Origin of the sequence: Pseudonocardia zijingensis (genome assembly GCF_042657305.1) — a bacterium.
Classification (GTDB): Bacteria; Actinomycetota; Actinomycetes; order Mycobacteriales; family Pseudonocardiaceae; genus Pseudonocardia; species Pseudonocardia zijingensis.
This window is the reverse complement of the sequence record NZ_JBHSKO010000009.1, coordinates 1-18318: the sequence shown is the minus strand read 5'-3', so window position 1 is coordinate 18318 and position 18318 is coordinate 1. Positions and strand designations below refer to the sequence as shown.

Below are 18318 nucleotides of genomic sequence, written 5' to 3'. Positions count from 1 at the left end.
GTGTCCGGCGCGCCGTCCCGGGTCCTGCCGGCCCTGGCAGCGGCGATCGGGCTCCTCGCGCTCGCGGCCTGCGGCGCCGCGGACGTCCGCACCGGCGAGACGCGGATCCAGGCCGTCAACGCCTACGGCGGCGACCGCTCGGCCGAGGGCACCCCGCAGCCGGGCGGCACCCTGCGGATCGGCATGGACCGCGAGCCCGCGAGCTTCGACCCGACGGTCCAGAACGCCAACCCCGCAGCGTTCGCCGTCTACGACACGCTGATGCGGCTCACCCCCGACGGCACGACGCAGCCCTACCTGGCGGAGTCGATGGACACCCCGGACGACGGCCGCACCTGGCGGATGCGGCTGCGGCCCGGGGTGACGTTCTCCGACGGCACGCCCCTGGACGCCGACGCCGTCCTGCTCAACGTGCAGCGCCACGTGGACGCACCGTCCACCCCGGCGCGCACCGCGGCGCAGAGCATCGCGTCGATGCGGGCGCTCGACCCGCTCACCGTCGAGTTCGCGCTGACGTCCCCGCTCGGCGCGTTCCCCGCCGTCTTCGCGCAGCCGATCTTCGCCGGGAGCCTCGGCATGATCATCTCGCCGGCCGCCCTGGAGCAGCAGGGGGACGCGATCGGTGAGCACCCGGTCGGGGCCGGCCCGTTCCGGCTCGTCGAGTGGGTGCGCGACTCGCGGATCGTGCTCGAGCGCAACCCGACCTACTGGCAACAGGGCATGCCATACCTGGACGGGCTCGAGTTCCGGCCGCTCTCGGACACCGAGAGCCGCTACGCGTCGATCCAGAACGGCGACGTGGACGTGATCCTCGCCGCGTACAACCAGGAGCTGGTGCGGGCGTTGCAGAACCCGGACCTCGCCGTCTACTACGGCCCGGGCGACAGCGGCGAGCTGCTCTACTTCAACTTCGCCCGCGCCCCGTTCGACGACCGGCGGATGCGGGAGGCGGTGGTGCGCGCGCTCGACCTGCAGGCGCTGTCGGCGAGCCTCTACAACAACCAGCTCGTGCCGGCGCAGAGCCTGTTCGGGGAGACCAGCCCGTACCACTCCGCGCAGGCGACGCAGGCGTGGCCCGCGTTCGACCAGGAGCGGGCGCGGCAGCTCGTGGCCGAGTACCGGGCAGGCGGCGGGAGCACCGCGGTCGCGTTGAAGACGACCACCGCCCGCGGGCAGTTCGGCGAGTTCGTGCAGGCCCAGCTCGCCGCCGTCGGCATCGACGTCGACGTGGAGCTGTTCGACCTCGCCCGCTACTCCGCGGAGGTCGTGCAGAGCGGCGACTTCGACCTCACCACCACCGTGAGCTCGTTCGACACCCCGTTCCCGCCGGTGCAACGCCTGCTGGGCACGGGAGGGAGCGCGAACTACGGCACCTACTCGAACCCACAGGTGGACGCGCTGCTCGCCGAGGCCGCGAGCACCGGTGACGAGGCGCGGCGCGACGCCGCCTACCAGCAGGTGGAGCTGGTGGTGAACGAGGACCTCGCCGTCTGCTGGCTGAGCCGGGCCTACCTCGCGACCATCACCCGCACCACGGTGAAGGGCGTCGACCGCTACCCGAGCCGGGAGATGTTCTTCGCCACGCTGTGGCGCAGCGGATAGGTGCTCAGGTGCCGCAGTAGGTGACGTGGCGGCCGCTCCCGGCCGGCGCCGGTTCGGCGTAGCGCTCCAGCCCGGGACGCTCGTCGAACGGGCTCGTGACGACGTCCACGAGGCGGTGGAACGGTGCCATGTCCCCGGCGGTGGCCGCGGCCAGAGCCTCCTCCACCAGGTGGTTGCGGGGGACGTGGACGGGGTTCACCCGGTCCATGGCCGCCGCCACGGCGCTGCGGTCCGGCGGCAGCAGCACCTCCCACCGCGCGACCCACGCGTCGAACGCGGCCGGCTGCGCGAACAGGGACCGCGCACCAGCTCCCCGCAGGTGCGCCGACAGCGCACGGAAGAACCGGGTGAAGTCCACGCGCTGGGCGTGCAGCAGCGCCAGCAGGTCCTGCACGAGCGGGGCGTCCGGTGTCTCGAGGCCGAGCTTCGCCGCCATGCCGCTCGCCCAGTAGCGCTCGTACCGCTCGACGAACTCGGTCACCACCTCGGTGGCGGCGTCGACGGCGACGTTCGGGTCCTCGTCGATCAGCGGCAGCAGCGTCTCGGCCAGCCGGGCGAGGTTCCACTGGGCGATGCCGGGCTGGTTCCCGTAGGCGTAGCGCCCGCCGTGGTCGATCGAGCTGAAGACCGTGGCCGGGTCGAACTGGTCCATGAAGGCGCACGGGCCGTAGTCGATGGTCTCCCCGGAGATCGTCGTGTTGTCGGTGTTCATGACGCCGTGGACGAACCCCACGAGCATCCAGCGGGCGACGAGCGACGCCTGCGCGTCGACCACCCGCCGGTAGAACTCCAGGTACGGGTTGTCCGCCTCTGCCACGTCGGGGAAGTGGCGGGCGATCGCGTGGTCCGCGAGGTCGCGCACGAGCGCCGGTCCGCCCGCCGCGGCCGCGTACTGGAACGTCCCGACCCTCAGGTGGCTGGCCGCGACCCGCGCGAGGACCGCACCGGGCAGCAGGCTCTCCCGCACGATCTCCTCACCGGTGGCGACCACCGCGAGCGCCCGGCTGGTGGGGATGCCGAGCGCGTGCATCGCCTCCGCCGTCACGTACTCCCGCAGCATCGGCCCGACGGCCGCCTTGCCGTCCCCACCGCGGGCGAACGGGGTGCGTCCGGACCCCTTCAGGTGCAGGTCGCGGCGCCGGCCGCCGCGGTCGACGAGCTCACCGAGCAGCAACGCCCGCCCGTCCCCCAGCCGCGGCACGTAGCCGCCGAACTGGTGGCCCGCGTAGGCCTGCGCGACGGGGCGCGCGCCGTCCGGGAGCCCGCTGCCGACGAGCAACGCGACGCCGGCAGGCTCCCGCAGCGCCTCGGCGTCGAACCCCAGCTCGGCGGCCAGCCCTTCGTTGAGGGCCAGCAGGGTGGGCGCCGGGACCGGGGCGGCCGTCCACGGCACGGCCAGTGCGGGCAGGTCCCGGGCGTAGGAGTGGTCGAACTCCACCAACGGCCCCGCGCCGACGCTCATGCCCCCAGGCTACGCACGCGACCGCTGCCCGATACCTGCGATCACGACCTCCCCGCGGGGGTGCGGAGCCGCCTGCGGACCTCGGGGAGCACCTCCTGGCCGAACCGCTTGACGTTGGCCAGCACGCTCTCGTGGTCGCCGCTGATCTCCACCTGGCACAGCACCCGCGTGCAGCCGGACCGGCGGATCTGGTCGACCAGGCGCTCGACGCAGTCCTCCGCGGTACCCACCGGGTGGGTGGCCAGGACGGCCTCGGTGAGCCCCGCGGCCACGTCGTCCTCCGTGGCGCCCGGCTCGATGCGCTGGGGTACGTCGAGCAGCAGCCGGTACTCGCGGTTCGCCCGCACGAACTCCCCCGCGGCGCGCCGCACCACCGATCGGGCCTCCTCGGCGTCGTCGCACACGTGCGCGAAGAGGGCCATGCCGTGCTGGTAGCCGGTGGCGGCGTGGCCTGCGGCCTCGGCGATCGCGGCGTGCCGCGCGAGCAGGTCGGCCTTCGTCCCGGCGTCCTTGTCGAAGAAGAGCAGCATCGGCAGGCCCCGGCTCGCGGCCAGCTCCACCGACGTCGGGGAGTTCGCCGCGACGTACACCGGTGCCGGCCGGGGCCCTGCGGGGCCGAGGCCGGGCGTCACCTCGCGGAACCGGTAGAGGTCGGAGTCGGCCGACACCGGGCCCGACAGGGCCGCCAGGGTCAGGTCGAGCGCCTCGGGCAGCCCTCGCTGCCAGTATTCGACGCCACGCCCGATCACCTCGTAGTCCACCACCGGCTGCGCCCGGCCCACCCCGAGGTCGAACCGCCCGCCGGAGACGTGGTCCAGCAGCGCCGCCTGCTCCGCGACGTGGACCGGGGAGTGCAGCGGCAGCACCGTCACCGCGGTGCCGACCCGTACCGTGCTCGTGCGCCCGAGCAGGTACCCGGCCAGCGTCAGCGCCGAGGGGTTGACCCCGAACGGCACGAAGTGGTGCTCGGTGACCCAGACGTCGTCGAAGCCCGCCGCCTCGGCCGCACGTGCCACGGCGACCCCGCGGGCCAGCACCTCCCCCGCGGTCTGCCCCGCGTACCGGCTGGTGAACACGAACGCGCCGAGGCGGACATCCTGATCGTCGCTCATGCCGCGATGATCGCCGTCGCGGCGGCCCGGGCGCTTGAAGGAATGAGAACAGCCTCAAGGGCGCCTGGCGGCGTCGCTCGCCCGGAGACCGGCGCCGCGGCCATGATCGCGACTTTGGCGCATTATCGGGCGTTTTCGACCCGGGAATGCGCCAACTCCCTGATCATGGGCCCAGTGGAGAGCGAAATTGCCTCCATGGGTCGTCGATCAAGGGCAAATGGTCGCTAGATGTGCCGGAGGAGCTGCGAGGAGCGGCCCCGCAGAATGCGCGGCGCCATCAGGAGGCCGGCCCTCCGAATGCCAGCATGGTGGCTTTACTGGCGCAATATGCCAGTAAAGCCACCATGCTGGCATAGGGCGGGGAGCTACCGGGCGAGCCCCGCCACCACGGCGTCGACCTCGCTCCACAGCGCGTCCGGGATCGGCACGGTGGCGAGCTCGACGCTCCCCGCGATGCGTTCCGGGCGCGAGACGCCCACCACCGTGGTGGCGATCCGAGGGTCGCGGGTGGAGAACTGCACCGCGGCAGCACCGAGCGGAACCCCGTGCTCCCCGCAGAGCCGCTCGATCTCGGCCACCGCGGCGAGCAGCTCCGGCTCGGCCTCGCGGTAGGCGTAGCGGGACGACGCCCTGGCGCCCGCGGCAAGGATCCCGCCGCCGAACACCGCGGCGTTGATCACGCCGAGCCCGCGGGCGGCCGCCTCCTCGATCAGCGGCCCCGCCGACCGGTCGACCAGCGTCCACCGGTTGTGCGTGAGCACCGCGTCGAACACGTCCGTGGCCACGAACTCGCGCAGCATGTCGATCGGCCCGCCGGCCACCCCGATCGCACCGGCGATCCCCTCGTCACGCAGCTGGACGAGCACCTCCACCGGGCCGCCCGGCACCATCGACTCCGCGAACCCGATGTGTTCCGGGTCGTGCAGGTGCAGCAGCGGCACCCGGTCGAGGCCGAGCCGCTCCAGGCTCTCCTCGATCGAGCGCCGCATCCGGTCGCCGGTGAACTCGCCGGTGTCGAGGTCCCGGTCCAGCTTGGTGGACAGCACGTAGCCCTCGGGCAGCCCGCCGATCTGCCGCAGCGCCTCCCCGACCCGGCGCTCCGACTCGCCACGGCTGTAGGAGTTCGAGGTGTCGAGCGCGTTGACCGGGCCGGTCAACGCGGCCACGGCGGTGGCGATCCCGCGCTCGGCGGGCACCTCGTAGCCGAAGTTGGCGGGCATCGACCCCAGCGGGCCCGCCCCGATCGTCAGCGACGTGATCTGCAGCCCGGTGGAACCGAGCGGGCGCCGGGGCAGGTCCTGGGTGCTCGTCATGCGAAGAAGTCCTCGTCCTCGGGGGCCAGGTGGGCGGAGGCGGCCTCGCGGTCGAACTCGACGCCGAGCCCGGGCCGGTCCCAGACGTCGATGAACCCGTCGACCACGATCCGCTCGGGCAGGCCGGTGACGATCGAATACCACCACCCCGGCTTCGCCACCGGGTACTCGAACGCGATGAAGTTGTCCGGCAGCGTGGCGCACACCTGCACGAGCGCGGCGAGGCCGAACACGCCGTCCAGCACGCCGTGCGGCGCGATCTGCACCCCGTGCAGGTCGGCGTACTCGGCCACCCACTTCAGCTCGGCGATGCCGCCGACGTCGCACGGGTCGGGCCCCACCACCCGCACGGCCTGCGTGGAGATCAGGTCCTTGAAGTTCTGCCGCAGGTAGATCTGCTCGCCGGTGTGGGTCGGGGTGCTGGTGGCGACGGTGACCTCGCGGTACTGGTCGGCGTGCACCCACGGCACGTAGTCGCCGGTGAGCAGGTCCTCCACCCACATCAGGTTCAGCGGCTCCAGCGCGCGCAGCAGCCGGATGGCGTCGGGCACGGTGAACCCGGGACCGGCGTCCAGGGCCAGCCCGACCTCGTCGCCGAGCACGTCCTTCATCGCCTCGACGCACGCGATCGCGTGCTTCAGGCCCCGCTCGGTGAGCGGACCGCGGTCGGGGTGGCGCGGGCCGGTGCGCAGGTCGCCGTAGAAGAAGCCGGGGGTGCTCTTCGCCATCGGGCCGTGGAAGGCCACGCCCTCCTTGATCAGGGTGAAGCCCTCGGGCGCGGCCTTCATCTCCGCCATGGCCCGCGCGTAGTCCTCCGGCGCGTAGCCGTTCATCTGCGGGCGCACGCCCCCGTTGTAGACGCGCACGCGGTCGCGCACCTTGCCGCCGAGCAGCTTGTACACCGGCAGCCCCGCGGCCTTGCCCGCCACGTCCCAGAGCGCGATCTCGATGGCCGACACGGCGCTGCCCCACGGCTTGAACCCGGCGAAGCGGCGGATCTTCAGCAGGCACCGCTCGACGTCCGTGGGGTCCTCACCGAGCAGGAACTCGCGGTACATCTCCATGACCGGGCGCATGTAGGGCTTGGACGACTCGATCTCACCGAAGCCGTCGACCCCCTCGTCGGTGACGATCCGCACGATCGGGCTGTTCCCGATCACCGCGCACCTCAGGTCGACGATCTTCACCCGTTCACCCCTTCACCCCACCGCTGGCCAACCCGCGCACGAAGTACTTCTGCAGCGCGATGAACGCGATCACCACGGGCACGCTCAGCACCACCGACGCGGCCATCGTCGAGCCCCAGTCGACCGAGTACTCGGAGGCGAACTCGGTGAGCGCCACGGGCGCGGTGCGCGCGCTGGTGGTCGAGGTGAGCACCGAGGCCAGCACGAACTCGTGCCAGGACTGCAGGAACGCGTACATCCCGGCCGCGGCGAGCCCGGGCGCCGCCACCGGCAGCGTGACGTAGGTGACCGCGTCGAACCGCGAGCCGCCGTCGATGAGGACGGCCTCCTCCAGCTCCACCGGGATCGCCGCGATCTGGTTGCGGATCATCCAGGTGACCAGCGGCACGGTGATCACCAGGTGGGCGATGCCGATCCCGGCGATCGTGTCGAGCAGCTGCATCGCGCCGATCATCTCGTAGAGCGGCAGCAGCAGGACCGTGATCGGCACCATCTGGCCGAGCAGGATGAACAGCGCCACCGGGCGCGCCGAGCGGAACCGGAAGCGCGCGAGCGCGTAGCCGACGCTCCCGCAGAGCAGGATCGTCATGATCGTGACGAGGAGCGCGGCGAGGATCGAGTTGAGGAACGCCCGCGGCATCGAGGAGTTGGTGAACACCTCGACGTAGTTGTCCAGCGTCCACGTCCGCGGCAGCAGCGCGGGCGGGATCGCGAAGATCTCGTCGCGGGGCTTGAGCGACGTCGCCGTCATCACCGCGATCGGCGCGAGCGTCCAGACCGCCAGCACGGCGATGCCGATCCACGTGCCCGTGGCGAGCACACGCCTGTTCACGACGCCGCCTCCTCCATGTCGTCCCGGATCGCCCGGATGTAGATCACCGCGAACACCATCGAGACGACGAGCTGGATGAGCGCGACCGCGGAGACCATCGCCGCGTCACCGGTCTGGAACGCCTGGTAGATCAGGATCGGCAGGATCGTCGACGCCCCGGCCGGGCCGCCGCCGGTGGCCACCCAGATGATCGTGAACGAGTTCAGCGCCCACACCACCATGAGCAGCGCGGCGAGCCCGCTGGTGGTGCGGATCGCGGGCAGGATGATGTGGCGCAGCACCGCGGGACCGCCCGCCCCGTCGATCCGGGCCGCCTCTATGCGCTCCTCGGGGATCGCGGTGAGCGCGGCCGAGACCATCAGCATGATGAACGGCGCGGTGAACCACACCTGCACCACGGCGAGCGCGATCAGCACCACCGATGGGTCCGACAGCCAGCCGATCGGCTGGGCGATGAGCCCCGCCTGCAGCAGCCAGTGGTTGACCAGCCCGTAGTCGACGGAGAAGTTCCACTTCCAGACCGTGGCGCCGACGACGTTCGGGATGATCCACGGGATCATGAACAGGCCGCGCCAGAACCCGGCCAGCCGCAGGTACCGCGAGTGCATCAGCAACGCTGCCGCGTGGCCCACCAGGAGCGCGCCGACCACGGCCACGACCGTCCACACCGCGGTGTTGAGCAGGACCCGCCCGAAGTCCGGCGAGCCGACCAGCCGCCCGAAGGCCGCGCGGCCCTCCCCGCTGATCGCCCGCTGGATCACCGAGACGACCGGCACGACCGTCAGGCCGGCCATCACGAGCACGGCGGGCAATGTGAGGGCGAGCCCCGTGCGGCGCCGGTTGCGGGCGGCGCGCGCGGCCGGGGTGGGGTGCGCGATCGTGGCGGTGGCACCGGCTGCAGTCATCGACGTCCTCCTCAGCCGGCCGGCCCGAGCACCCGGTCGGCCTCGGCCTGGATGGCGCGAGCGCCGTCCGCGGGCGAGGTCTGGCCGAGCGCGACCGCCTGGACGGTGCTGTAGACGAACGGGTTCAGGCCCACCCAGGCCGGGTCGTTCGGGGGCGGCACCGAGTGCTCGGCGAGCTGCTCGTAGTGGGGTTCGCGGTACTCGTCGTGGAACCGCGGGTCGCCGCTCGCGCTGATGCGGGCCGGGTAGGTCATGGTCAGCCGGGCCATGGTCTCCGGCCGGGAGAGGAACTCGACGAGCCTGCGCGCGCCCGATACGTTCTTCGCCTTCTCCGGCACGAGGTAGCCCCAGCCGTCGGCGGTCTGCATCCCCGGGCCGTCCGGGCCGGGGGTCAGCGCCGTGCCGACGTTGATCCCGGCCTCGAGGTGCTGCTCCACGTCGAACACGCCGCCCAGGTACATCGCGATGCGCCCGTTGATGAACAGCTCGCGGACCTCGGAGTTGTCGACCTCCAGGGAGCTGCGCGAGGCCCAGCCCTCGGCCACCGAGCCGCCGACGATCTCCAGCGCGGCCTGCGACGACGCGAGGTCCATCCGCGGGACGCCGTGCTCGATCGTCGCACCCGCCGAGAGCGCGAAGCCGAGGTAGCGGCGCACCAGGTCCTCCGCGGCCCCGCTCATCGGCCACGCCGTGGCGGTGACGTCGCCCGACGTGAGCTTGCGGGCGTCGGCCAGCAGGTCGGCCCACGTGGCGGGCGGCTCGGTGATGCCGGCCGCCGCGAACAGGTCCTTGTTGTAGATCAGGGCGACGCAGTCCCACCGGTAGGGCACGGCGTAGGTGGCGGCGCCGTCGGTGACGGCCTCCAGCGCGCCGGGGATGAAGTCCGACCGCGGCATGTCCGGCCCGTACATGTCCGAGAGGTCGGAGAGCGCGCCCTTCGCGATGTAGGTGCGGGTGCGCGACGACAGCTCGGTGATCACGTCGGGCGGGTTGTCCGAGTCGAGGGCCACCGAGACCTTGTTCGCCATCGTGTCCGACGTGGTCTCGACCATCTCGACCGACAGGTCGGGGTTCTGCGCCTCGAACTCCGCCACCAGCTCGGTGGCGATCTCCGAGTCCCAGTTCGGCACCCACCACGTGACCGTCCGGGACGGGTCGCGGCCGGTGCCCACGGAGTAGCCGATCGTGGCCGCCACCCCGAGCACCATGGCGCCGGTGACGGCGATGAACGCGGCCGTTCTCCCGCGGATCCTCATCCCGCCGCCCCACTCCTTCCGGCCGCCTCGTTGCGAAACCGGTTTCGTCGAGGGTCGTCGAGCAACCGGCGCACTCCCGGCCCTTCAACCGACGAACCGTGTCGCCGTCGAGTAACCGGTTTCGGGACCGTAGCACGGCGACCGGAGCCCCCGGCAAGCACGCCCGATGATCGTGCTTTGCTGGGCAGATGGCACTGCGCACGGGCGTCATCGGCACCGGCACGTGGGCGAGCGACACGCACGCCCCCACCCTCGCGGCCCACCCCGACATCGAGTTCGCGGGCGTGTGGGGCCGCGACCCCGCGAAGGCCGAGCGGGTCGCCGCCCCGCACGGCGTGCCCGCCTTCGGAACGGTCGACGCGCTCCTCGACGCCGTCGACGCCGTGGTGCTCACCGTGCCGCCCACCGTCCAGCCCGAGCTGGCCGTCCGGGCCGCCCGCGCGGGTGTGCACATGCTGGTGGAGAAGCCCCTCGCGCTCGACCTGCCCGCCGCCCGGCGCATCCGCGCCGCCGCCGAGGAGCACGACGTCGCGGGCCTGGTGTTCCTCACCTCGCGCCACCGGCCCGAGCAGGGCGCCTGGATCGCCGCCGCCCGCGAGCGCGGCGGGTGGCACAGCGCCCACGCGAGCTGGCTCGCCGGCCTCTACGCCCCGGACGCCCCACGCGACCCCGCCGACTGGCGCCAGGCGAAGGGCGCGCTGTGGGACGTGGGACCGCACGCGCTGTCCGTCGCGCTCGGCGTGCTCGGCCCGGCCGCGGAGGTCACCGCCCGGCCCGGCGCGGGCGACACGGTGCACCTCGCGCTGCGTCACGAGGCGGGACCGTCCAGCACCGCCACACTGAGCCTCACCGCCCCGCTGCAGCAGAGCCTGTTCACCGCCGTCGGCGCGGCCGGGGCCCTGGCGATGCCCACCCCGCTGTCCACCGTGGAGACCGCCGCGGCCACCGCGCTCACCGACCTCGCCGCGATGGCCGCCACCGGTGCCCGCACCCACCCCACCGACCTGCGGTTCGGCGAGGAGATCGTGGAGGTCCTCGCCGCGGCGGAGCAGTCCCTCGAGCACGGCCGCCCGGTCACCCCCGCCGAGGTCCGGTAGGGGCCGGACCGGTCGACTCGCGCACCACCAGCCGCGGGTCGGGCAGCGGGCCGTGCGGCGCGGTGGTCACGCCGAGCAGCTCCAGCAGTCGCAACGCGCACCGCTCGCCGAGCTCCTGCACGTCCTGCTGGATCGTCGTCAGCGCGGGTGTCGTCCAGCGGCTCAGGTGGATGTCGTCGTGCCCGATCACCGACACATCCCCGGGCACGCTCAGCCCGCGCGCCCGCGCCGCCCGGCAGCCCGCGATCGCCATCGGGTCGCTGTCGTAGAGGATCGCGGTGGGCCGCTCGCGCTGCCCGAGCAGCTCGTCGGTGGCCCGGTACCCCGCCTCCGCGGAGAAGTCGGTGCGCACGATCCCGAGCACCGACAACCCGTGCGCCGCCACCGCGGCGAGGAACGCGTCCGTGCGGTACTGCACGTGGGAGCGGTCGTGCGGGCCGGCCACGTACGCCAGCTGCCGGTGCCCGAGCTCCGCGAGGTGCGCCACCGCGTCGGCCACGCCCCCGCCCGGGTAGCCGGCCCCCTCCCAGGGGAGCGCGGTGCTCCCCCACGGCCGCGACACGATCACGGCCGGGAGCCCGAGCTCGGCCACGATGTCGAAGCGCTGGTCGATGATCCGCGTCTCGGCGAGGAACACCCCGTCCACCCGCTGGGTCTGCGCGAGGTCGGCGTAGGCGTGCCGCTCCTCGGCGGCGTCGGCGTGCTCGGCGATCTGCAGCAGCAACCAGAACCCGTGCTCGGCGAGGGGGCGCTCGATCCCGGAGATCAGCTCGCCGAAGTACGGGTCCGAGGAGAGCAGGTCCGGCGGCCGGTTCAGCAGGAACCCGATCGCGCCCGCGCCCCCGCTCGTCAGCGCGACGGCGCGGGCCGAGGGCCGCCAGCCCAGGCTCTCCGCCACCCGCAGCACCCGGTCCCGGGTCTCGACGGAGACCCCGCCCCGGTTGTTGAACGCCTTCGAGACGGTGGCCTTCGACACCCCCGCGAGCTGCGCGACCTGCGAGATCGTCGCTCGGCGGCGCGCCGAGGTGGGCGGCCCACCCATGGTCCTCGCCCCCGTCTCTCACCCACCGGTCGGACGTCAACACTAGGACCTCGCGGCCGGGGTTCGCCTCGTCGCCCGTCCGGGTGGCCGGTGCCCGACGACCCGGACCCCGCCCCTCCAGCTGGATACGCTGCGCCCCGTGGACCGCCCGGCCGGGAGACCTCGACCCCGTTCCCACCTGCGGCCGCTGCTGGCAGCAGCCGCGCTGGCCCTCGCCTGCGTCGCGGCGTGCGGTGGCCCGGAGCCCGCTCCGCCGCCACCACCGGCACCGGGCCCGCCGCCCGTGTCCGGCCCGGCCACGGTTCTCAACCTGGCGAACTGGAAGCTCACGCTCCCCACCGGCCAGGAGGGCGAGCCCGAGGAGATCCACCCGCCTGCCCTGCTGTCGTTCAGCGGCGACTGGTTCCGCCTCAACGACACCGGCGACGGGGTGGTCTTCACCGCACCCGCGGGCGGCGTCACCACCTCGGGCAGCAGCTACCCGCGCGCCGAGCTGCGGGAGCTGGACGGCGGGGAGCTCGCCAGCTGGTCGAACCGCACCGGCACCCACACGATGCAGCTGCGCGAGGCGATCACCCGGCTGCCCGAGGTCAAGCCGCACGTCGTGGCCGCCCAGATCCACGACGCCGAGAACGACGTCCTGATGGTCCGGCTCGAGGACACGCACCTGTTCGTCGAGTACGCCGACGGCGAGGGCGAGTTCACCCTCGACGACGACTACCAGCTCGGCACCCCGTACGACCTGCGCATCACCGCCCAGGACGGCCGCGTACAGGTCGCCTACAACGGGGAGGTGAAGGGCGACGTCGCGCTCGCCGGTGAGGGCTGGTACTTCAAGGCGGGCACATACACGCAGTCCAACCCCGAGCGGGGCGACGCCCCGGATGCCGCGGGCGAGGTCGTGATCTACGCGCTGGACGTGACGCACACGCCGTAGGAGCTAGAACGTGCTGCGGGAGGTCGGCGTCGCCGAGAAGGCCTCGCTCGACGTGAGACTCCTCGCCAGCTCGCGCACCTCGTCCACGGACGGGAAACCGTCGCCCTCGGCCGAGCCGAGGACGACACCGCCGCTCTCGAGCTTGCGCAGGTGCCCGTCCACGCCACCCGGCAGGACTCGGGCCCTCTCCTCCGGGAGGTAGGTCAGGTACCCGACCTGCGGGCCCCGACCTCCCGGAGGCTGCACGTCGGCCAGAGCGGAGCGGAGCGACCGCGACGTCACCTGCGCCCAGTCCGGATCCCACGCCGATGCGATCCGGCGCAGAACCGGGTCGGCGATCGCCTCCGCATCGGCGCCGTGCCACTTCACCACGACACCGTTCTTGATCCTCGGGTTGTCCGAGCTTCCCCCCACGATCATCGTGAACGAGATCGTCCCGAACCTCGGGACGCGCGCCTCGTACGCCTGGCTCACCCCGAGGTGCGGAGCGTCCGTGTTCGCACCGAACGCGTCGGAGAGCACCCGCCGGGCGTTCGCCGGCTCGGTGAGCAGCCCACCCGGGAGGTCGGGGGACGACCACGGGAGGCCCTCCCCGACCACGTCGTCCAGGCCCGTGAGGAACTCGACCAGTCGGTCGGCGATCCGATCCGGCGACTCCGGCCTCGGACCCCAGAACCCTCGCGCTGTCAGCCCGTCGTCCATGATCAGCAGCCTAGGGGGACGCCGCCGCGACCCGGACGCCGCTCCGCTCGCCGTCGGACAGGAACGCCGCCAGCCGCCCGCCCTCCTCGGCGACGGCGGCCCGGTCGGCCCGCGAGAAGTGGCGCAGCGGGGTGACCACCACGGTGCCGGCGTCGACCACCCAGGTCGCCGCGACCCGGCCGTCGACCAGCACCACCCGCTCGCCCGCCACCGACAGCAGCCGGTGGTCCGGGTCGATGATCCGGCTCCGGTCGTCGTAGCCGAGGATCGCGTTGTCGAACGCCGGGAGGAACCGCACCGGCGCCGGGGTGTCCGGGTCGGGCCGCGGGGCGTCGGGGAGGTCGAGCAGCTCGCGCCCGCGCTCGTCGCGGAAGGTCACGAGCTCGTCGCGCACGGACGCCACGGCCCCCGGCAGCCCGGCGAGGCCGCACCAGGCACGCAGGTCCGCCGTGGCGGCGGGGCCGAACGCGGCGAGGTAGCGGCGCACCAGCGCCTCCCCCACCGGATCCGCCCCGTCCGGCGCGGGCGGGTCGACGTCGCGGCCGAGCCACGCCGCCATCGGGACGTACCGCGCGCCCCCGGCGGAACGCCACAGCCCTCGCGGCGGGAGCTGCACCACCGGCACCAGTGCGCCGATCACCGCCTCCCCGAGCGGCCGCGGCGCCACGTCCTGCCAGCGCTCGGCGAGCTCGCGCCCCAGCTCACCCATGGTGCGCGGCGTGCCGTCCGCGAAGGCGCTCTCCCCCGCGGCGCCGAGCTCGGCGGGGTCGATCCCGTCGAGATCGCGGCGGTACACCCCCCACACCCGCTGGCGCAGCATCGCGCCGTGCCGCGACCGCCACGCCAGCGCGTCATCCGCGGCGAGGAGGTGCACGGTGCGCCGCATGAGGTGCGTGCGCACCACCTGCCGGTCCACGAGCAGCGTCGACAGCTCGTCCGGGTCGAACCCCTGCAGGCGGGACCAGAGTCCGACGAACGGCTCCTGCGGCTCCTGGGCCTGCAGGCCGCACAGGTGCGCGACGGCGTCTTGGACGGGGACGTCCGCCCGGTCGAGCAGGAGCTGCCGGGCGAGCGTCGCGCGGTTGAGGGCTCGCGCACCGAGAACCGGGGTCACGGTCATCAGTGTGTCGGGAAAAGCGGCCACTACCTGACCGCTGTCCGGACGGGTCGAAAAACTGTCCCAGCGGTCGACTGGCCTACACTCGGGTCGTCCGGGCCGGAGCCGCCGGCCGCGGCATCGACGGGGAGCGAGACCAGTGACCCAGCCGGCGACCACGCGGGTGGCGCGCAGGCGCGACCGGCGCAAGGCGGAGATCGTGCGGACGGCCACGGCGCTGCTGTCGGAGCACGGCTACCAGGGGATGAACCTGGAGGACGTCGCCGAGCGCACCGACATCGCCAAGGCCACGCTCTACCACTACTTCTCCGGCAAGGACGAGCTGGTGGCCGCGGTCATCGAGGCGATGACCACGGAGGTCAACCAGCGGCTCGAGCAGGAACTCGGCCGCGTGCGCGACCGCAGCCACCTCGAGCAGATCCGCACGCTCATGCGCGAGCAGATCCGCATCCTCACCGACACCGCTCCGGAGGTCGCGCCGCTCTTCTCGTGGCCCACCACCTGGCCCGACTCGTTCCAGGACACGATCAAGGACAGCAGGCGCCGCCACGACGCGATCTTCCGCCGCGTGGTCGAGGCCGGGCTCGCGGCGGGCGAGTTCGACTGCCCCGACGCCGACGTCGCCCTGCAGTGCCTGCACGGCGTGCTCAACCAGTCGTCGCTGTGGATCCGCCCCTCGCTCCCCCCGGAGCGGAAGGCGCAGCTGTGGGACGCCGTCGTCGACACCGCATCGCGGATGCTCAGCCTCCGGGCCGCGTCGGCCGGCTGACCCGGAGCTAACCCGCCATGGTCAGCCCGCCGCTGACGCTCAGCACCTGGCCGGTCACGTAGTTCGCGCGGTCCGAGGCGAAGAACAGCACCGCGTCGGCGATCTCCTCCGGCTTGGCGAGCCTGCGGAACGGGATCGCCCGGACCAGCGCCTCACGGACCTTCTCGGGCAGCGTCGCGAACAGCGGCGTGTCGGTGGGGCCCGGGCACACGCAGTTGACGGTGATCCCGTGCCGGGCCATCTCCCGGGCCAGCGACTTCGTGAAGGCGATCAGCCCGCCCTTCGTCCCGGCGTAGACCGTCTCCCCCACGCTCCCGACGCGGCCGGCGTCGCTGGCGATGTTGACGATCTTGACCCGGTGCTCGGCCGCGAGGATCGGCTCGAGGAACGCGTGGGTCAGCCGCACCGGCCCGAGGAAGTTCACCGCGGCCAGCGCCTCCCACAGGGCGTCGTCGTTCTGCATGAACGGCTCGGCCCGGTCGAACCCCGCCGCGTTGACGATCACGTCGGGGAGGCCGTGCGCGGCGACCACCTCGTCGCGCAGGGCCAGGATCGCCTGCTTGTCGGCCAGGTCGGCCTGATGGGCCGTGGTCGCGCCGCCGATCGACCGCACGGTGCTCGCGAGCCCCTCACCGTCGCGGTCGACCGCCGCCACCGTGGCCCCGGCCGCCGCCAGACCCATCGCGATCGCCCGGCCGATCCCGGACGCCGCACCCGTCACCACCGCCACCTTGTTCCCGAGCTCCACGGCGAAGACGGTAGCCAGCTAGCCACCCATTTCTCAACCCAACGGTCGGTTTTCAGGCGGACTGGTCGGCAAGCCGTCACTGTGGTTGACTCACGTGCGTGAGCCTCGACGACTACGAGCAGCTGACGTTCGCCCGCCACGACAACGGGATCCTGGTCATCACGCTCGACCGGCCCGAGAAGTACAACGCCGCCGACGAGGTGATGCACGCCGAGCTCGCCCGGGTCTGGAAGGACGTCGACGCGGATCCCGCCACGCGCGTCGCGGTGGTCACCGGCGCGGGCAGGGCGTTCTCCGCGGGCGGCGACCTGGCAATGGTCGAGCGGATGGCAGGCGACTACGACCGGGTCTCGCACATGCTCCGCGAGATGAGCGACCTCGTCTACAACATCATCAACTGCGAGAAGCCGATCGTCTCGGCGATCAACGGGGTCGCCGTCGGCGCCGGCACCGTCGTCGCGCTGCTCGCCGACGTCGCGATCGCGGCGGAGGACGCCAAGATCGGCGACGGCCACGTCCGGCTCGGCGTCGCGGCGGGCGACCACGCCGCGATCATCTGGCCCCTGCTCGCCGGGATGGCCAAGGCCCGCTACCTCCTGCTCACCGGCGAGATGGTCACCGGCGCCGAGGCGGAGCGGCTCGGCATGGTGGCGAAGGCCGTGCCCCGCGACCAGGTGCTGGACGAGGCGCTGCGCGTCGCCGACGTGCTGGCCACCGGCTCGCAACCCGCGATCCGGCTCACCAAGAAGGCGCTCAACAACTGGCTGCGCGCCGCCGGTCCCGCCTTCGACCAGTCCGCCGCCTACGAGATGCTCACCTTCCTCGGACCCGACGTCGTCGAGGGCTACACCGCGCTGCGCGAGAAGCGCGAGCCGCGCTTCCCCTCGGCGCAGGACTGATCAGGTCCAGCTCGACGCCACCTCGATCAGGCTGAGCTCGTTGGCGTGGACCCGCTCGGGGTCCACGCCGTAGTGCGGCGGGTAGAGCAGCGCCCAGTCGACCACGCCCTCGTAGCGGCGCAGCTGGGCGGCGACGTCCTCGGGCGTGCCGAACACCGCTCGCTCCTCGACCATCGCCTCCCCCGCCGCGACCACGCCCGCGACGTCGCGCCGGGCCACCGCGTCGCGCGCGGCGGCGCGCTCCTCGGCGAACCGCCCGCCGGGGAACAGCGCGTCGTACCCCTTCGGCGTGGCGTAGAAGCCGACCTGCGCGGCGGCGTCCCGCCGGGCCGCCCGCGAATCGGACGACGCCGCAGCCACGATCTGCGTCGTGCGCCGCAGCTCCGCCACGTCCCGCCGGCCGCGAGCCGCACCCTCGGCGAGCAGCGGCTCCGCGACGTCGCGCAGGTAGTCGACCGAGGCGATGGTGTGCCCGACGAACCCGTCGGCGCACTCCCCCGCCACCCGGACCATGTGCTCCCCCACCCCCGCCGCGAGGATCGGCACGCTGTCGGGCAGCGCGGTGCGCTCGTAGTGCCCGAGCGCGACGCGGTCGAACTCGCCGTCGTAGCGGAACGGCCCGCTGCGGTGCGCCAGCAGCCGCCGGATCAACGCGATCCGGTCCCGGACCTGCGGCGCCGGGTGCTGCAGCGCGGCCCCGTACCAGTCCTGGTTCATCCGGCGCGTGCTGCTGCCGACCCCCAGCACGAACCGGCCCCCGGCCACCGCCTGGACGTCGGCCGCCGCCGACGCGAGCGCGAGCGGCGACCGCGCGAAGAGCGGCGTGACGCTCGTGCCGACCAGCGCGTTCTCGCTGACCGCCGCGAACGCTGCCGCACGCGTGAGGCTGCTGCGGTTGTAGTAGTCGATGCTCCACAGCGAGTGCACCCCCGCGCGGTCGGCCGCCCGCACGACCCGCAACGCGTCGGCCGGGTTCTCGTCCATGACCACGAGCCCGATCTGCATGCCCCGATCCAACCACGGAGGCGACAGTCCGACCAGCCGGTCGGTGTGGCACGCCGGCGGCGGGAGGCATGATCCGCGCGAGTCGCGCTCCAGGGTCGTGGGATCACCGTGGTGTACGTCTCGCGCGGGGTCACCGCAGGTCAGCAGCACCTGGAGGTCGTGGCGGCCGCGCTGGTGTGCTTCTCGGGTGGCGAGGTTGAGCCTGATCGATGGTCATGGAATGCCGCGGCCCGGCCGTCGCGAGGTGTCCCAGGCCTCCGGTGGCGCGACTGCGCGATCAAGGGGAGATGGTCGCTCCTGGAGATCAACCAGCGACCATGTGCCCCTTGGTCA

17 protein-coding genes are annotated in these 18318 nt (G+C 73.1%); 5 read left to right on the top strand and 12 right to left on the bottom strand.

The genetic code is table 11. The annotated features are described in order from the left end of the window. Positions 1-1602, top strand: coding sequence for an ABC transporter substrate-binding protein (locus ACFPL3_RS19140; protein ID WP_343938693.1), 1602 nt, complete (start codon positions 1-3; stop codon positions 1600-1602). Between the two features lie 4 nt (positions 1603-1606). Here ACFPL3_RS19140 and ACFPL3_RS19135 read toward each other — a convergent pair whose 3' ends face one another. The 7 genes from ACFPL3_RS19135 to ACFPL3_RS19105 form a co-directional block, all read right to left on the bottom strand. After that, a complete protein-coding gene (locus ACFPL3_RS19135; protein WP_343938695.1) occupies positions 1607-3064 on the bottom strand; it encodes a protein adenylyltransferase SelO in 1458 nt (485 codons plus the stop codon). Positions 3065-3105: 41 nt separating this feature from the next. Beyond that, positions 3106-4176, bottom strand: a complete 1071-nt coding sequence (locus ACFPL3_RS19130) for an LLM class flavin-dependent oxidoreductase (RefSeq protein ID WP_343938697.1) — start codon at positions 4174-4176, stop codon at positions 3106-3108. Between the two features lie 365 nt (positions 4177-4541). Then, positions 4542-5489, bottom strand: coding sequence for an aldo/keto reductase (locus ACFPL3_RS19125; RefSeq protein ID WP_343938699.1), 948 nt, complete (start codon positions 5487-5489; stop codon positions 4542-4544). Further along, positions 5486-6676, bottom strand: coding sequence for a mandelate racemase/muconate lactonizing enzyme family protein (locus ACFPL3_RS19120; RefSeq protein ID WP_343938701.1), 1191 nt, complete (start codon positions 6674-6676; stop codon positions 5486-5488). Before ACFPL3_RS19120 ends, ACFPL3_RS19125 begins: the two co-directional genes overlap by 4 nt. A 4-nt stretch (positions 6677-6680) precedes the next feature. Next, positions 6681-7508, bottom strand: coding sequence for a carbohydrate ABC transporter permease (locus ACFPL3_RS19115; RefSeq protein WP_343938703.1), 828 nt, complete (start codon positions 7506-7508; stop codon positions 6681-6683). After that, a complete protein-coding gene (locus tag ACFPL3_RS19110) occupies positions 7505-8413 on the bottom strand; it encodes a carbohydrate ABC transporter permease (RefSeq protein ID WP_343938705.1) in 909 nt (302 codons plus the stop codon). Before ACFPL3_RS19110 ends, ACFPL3_RS19115 begins: the two co-directional genes overlap by 4 nt. Before the next feature lie 11 nt (positions 8414-8424). Continuing rightward, complete coding sequence (locus tag ACFPL3_RS19105) at positions 8425-9669, bottom strand: ABC transporter substrate-binding protein (RefSeq protein ID WP_343938707.1); 1245 nt, start codon at positions 9667-9669, stop codon at positions 8425-8427. A 188-nt stretch (positions 9670-9857) separates the two neighbouring features. Between ACFPL3_RS19105 and ACFPL3_RS19100 the strand changes: the two genes are divergently transcribed. Beyond that, positions 9858-10766, top strand: coding sequence for a Gfo/Idh/MocA family protein (locus ACFPL3_RS19100; protein WP_343938709.1), 909 nt, complete (start codon positions 9858-9860; stop codon positions 10764-10766). On the opposite strand, the gene ACFPL3_RS19095 is transcribed toward ACFPL3_RS19100, so the two are convergent. Next, on the bottom strand, positions 10744-11808 hold the full coding sequence (locus ACFPL3_RS19095; RefSeq protein WP_343938710.1) for a LacI family DNA-binding transcriptional regulator: 1065 nt from the start codon (positions 11806-11808) through the stop codon (positions 10744-10746). The two genes, ACFPL3_RS19100 and ACFPL3_RS19095, sit on opposite strands and share 23 nt — an antisense overlap. Before the next feature lie 139 nt (positions 11809-11947). On the opposite strand from ACFPL3_RS19095, the gene ACFPL3_RS19090 reads away from it, so the two are divergent. After that, positions 11948-12745 carry a polysaccharide lyase family 7 protein gene (locus ACFPL3_RS19090; protein WP_343938712.1) on the top strand — a complete coding sequence of 266 codons (798 nt, stop codon included), beginning with the start codon at positions 11948-11950 and terminating at the stop codon, positions 12743-12745. A 3-nt stretch (positions 12746-12748) separates the two neighbouring features. Here the strand turns inward: ACFPL3_RS19090 and ACFPL3_RS19085 are convergent, their stop codons facing one another. Both ACFPL3_RS19085 and ACFPL3_RS19080 read right to left on the bottom strand, forming a co-directional pair. Beyond that, on the bottom strand, positions 12749-13447 hold the full coding sequence (locus ACFPL3_RS19085) for an Imm52 family immunity protein (protein WP_343938714.1): 699 nt from the start codon (positions 13445-13447) through the stop codon (positions 12749-12751). Positions 13448-13457: 10 nt separating this feature from the next. Further along, on the bottom strand, positions 13458-14567 hold the full coding sequence (locus ACFPL3_RS19080) for a winged helix DNA-binding domain-containing protein (RefSeq protein WP_343938716.1): 1110 nt from the start codon (positions 14565-14567) through the stop codon (positions 13458-13460). Between the two features lie 136 nt (positions 14568-14703). Here ACFPL3_RS19080 and ACFPL3_RS19075 point away from each other — a divergent pair, with 136 nt between their 5' ends. Further along, a complete protein-coding gene (locus ACFPL3_RS19075) occupies positions 14704-15333 on the top strand; it encodes a TetR/AcrR family transcriptional regulator (RefSeq protein WP_343938718.1) in 630 nt (209 codons plus the stop codon). A gap of 7 nt (positions 15334-15340) precedes the next feature. On the opposite strand, the gene ACFPL3_RS19070 is transcribed toward ACFPL3_RS19075, so the two are convergent. Next, positions 15341-16081, bottom strand: a complete 741-nt coding sequence (locus ACFPL3_RS19070; RefSeq protein ID WP_343938720.1) for an SDR family NAD(P)-dependent oxidoreductase — start codon at positions 16079-16081, stop codon at positions 15341-15343. Between the two features lie 98 nt (positions 16082-16179). On the opposite strand from ACFPL3_RS19070, the gene ACFPL3_RS19065 reads away from it, so the two are divergent. Then, the gene (locus ACFPL3_RS19065; RefSeq protein WP_343938722.1) at positions 16180-16980 is read left to right on the top strand and encodes an enoyl-CoA hydratase/isomerase family protein; all 801 of its coding nucleotides are present in this window, start codon (positions 16180-16182) and stop codon (positions 16978-16980) included. Here ACFPL3_RS19065 and ACFPL3_RS19060 read toward each other — a convergent pair whose 3' ends face one another. Beyond that, positions 16981-17985, bottom strand: coding sequence for an LLM class flavin-dependent oxidoreductase (locus ACFPL3_RS19060; RefSeq protein WP_343938724.1), 1005 nt, complete (start codon positions 17983-17985; stop codon positions 16981-16983). Between the last annotated feature and the right edge of the window lie 333 nt (positions 17986-18318).

What these genes read in the sequence shown, in the direction of transcription:
- ACFPL3_RS19105 (WP_343938707.1), bottom strand. Translation starts at nt 9,669, where the DNA reads ATGAGGATCCGCGGGAGAACGGCCGCGTTCATCGCCGTCACCGGCGCC.
- ACFPL3_RS19100 (WP_343938709.1), top strand. Translation starts at nt 9,858, where the DNA reads ATGGCACTGCGCACGGGCGTCATCGGCACCGGCACGTGGGCGAGCGAC.
- ACFPL3_RS19085 (WP_343938714.1), bottom strand. Translation starts at nt 13,447, where the DNA reads ATGGACGACGGGCTGACAGCGCGAGGGTTCTGGGGTCCGAGGCCGGAG.
- ACFPL3_RS19080 (WP_343938716.1), bottom strand. Translation starts at nt 14,567, where the DNA reads ATGACCGTGACCCCGGTTCTCGGTGCGCGAGCCCTCAACCGCGCGACG.
- ACFPL3_RS19125 (WP_343938699.1), bottom strand. Translation starts at nt 5,489, where the DNA reads ATGACGAGCACCCAGGACCTGCCCCGGCGCCCGCTCGGTTCCACCGGG.
- ACFPL3_RS19060 (WP_343938724.1), bottom strand. Translation starts at nt 17,985, where the DNA reads ATGCAGATCGGGCTCGTGGTCATGGACGAGAACCCGGCCGACGCGTTG.
- ACFPL3_RS19095 (WP_343938710.1), bottom strand. Translation starts at nt 11,808, where the DNA reads ATGGGTGGGCCGCCCACCTCGGCGCGCCGCCGAGCGACGATCTCGCAG.
- ACFPL3_RS19135 (WP_343938695.1), bottom strand. Translation starts at nt 3,064, where the DNA reads ATGAGCGTCGGCGCGGGGCCGTTGGTGGAGTTCGACCACTCCTACGCC.
- ACFPL3_RS19110 (WP_343938705.1), bottom strand. Translation starts at nt 8,413, where the DNA reads ATGACTGCAGCCGGTGCCACCGCCACGATCGCGCACCCCACCCCGGCC.
- ACFPL3_RS19130 (WP_343938697.1), bottom strand. Translation starts at nt 4,176, where the DNA reads ATGAGCGACGATCAGGATGTCCGCCTCGGCGCGTTCGTGTTCACCAGC.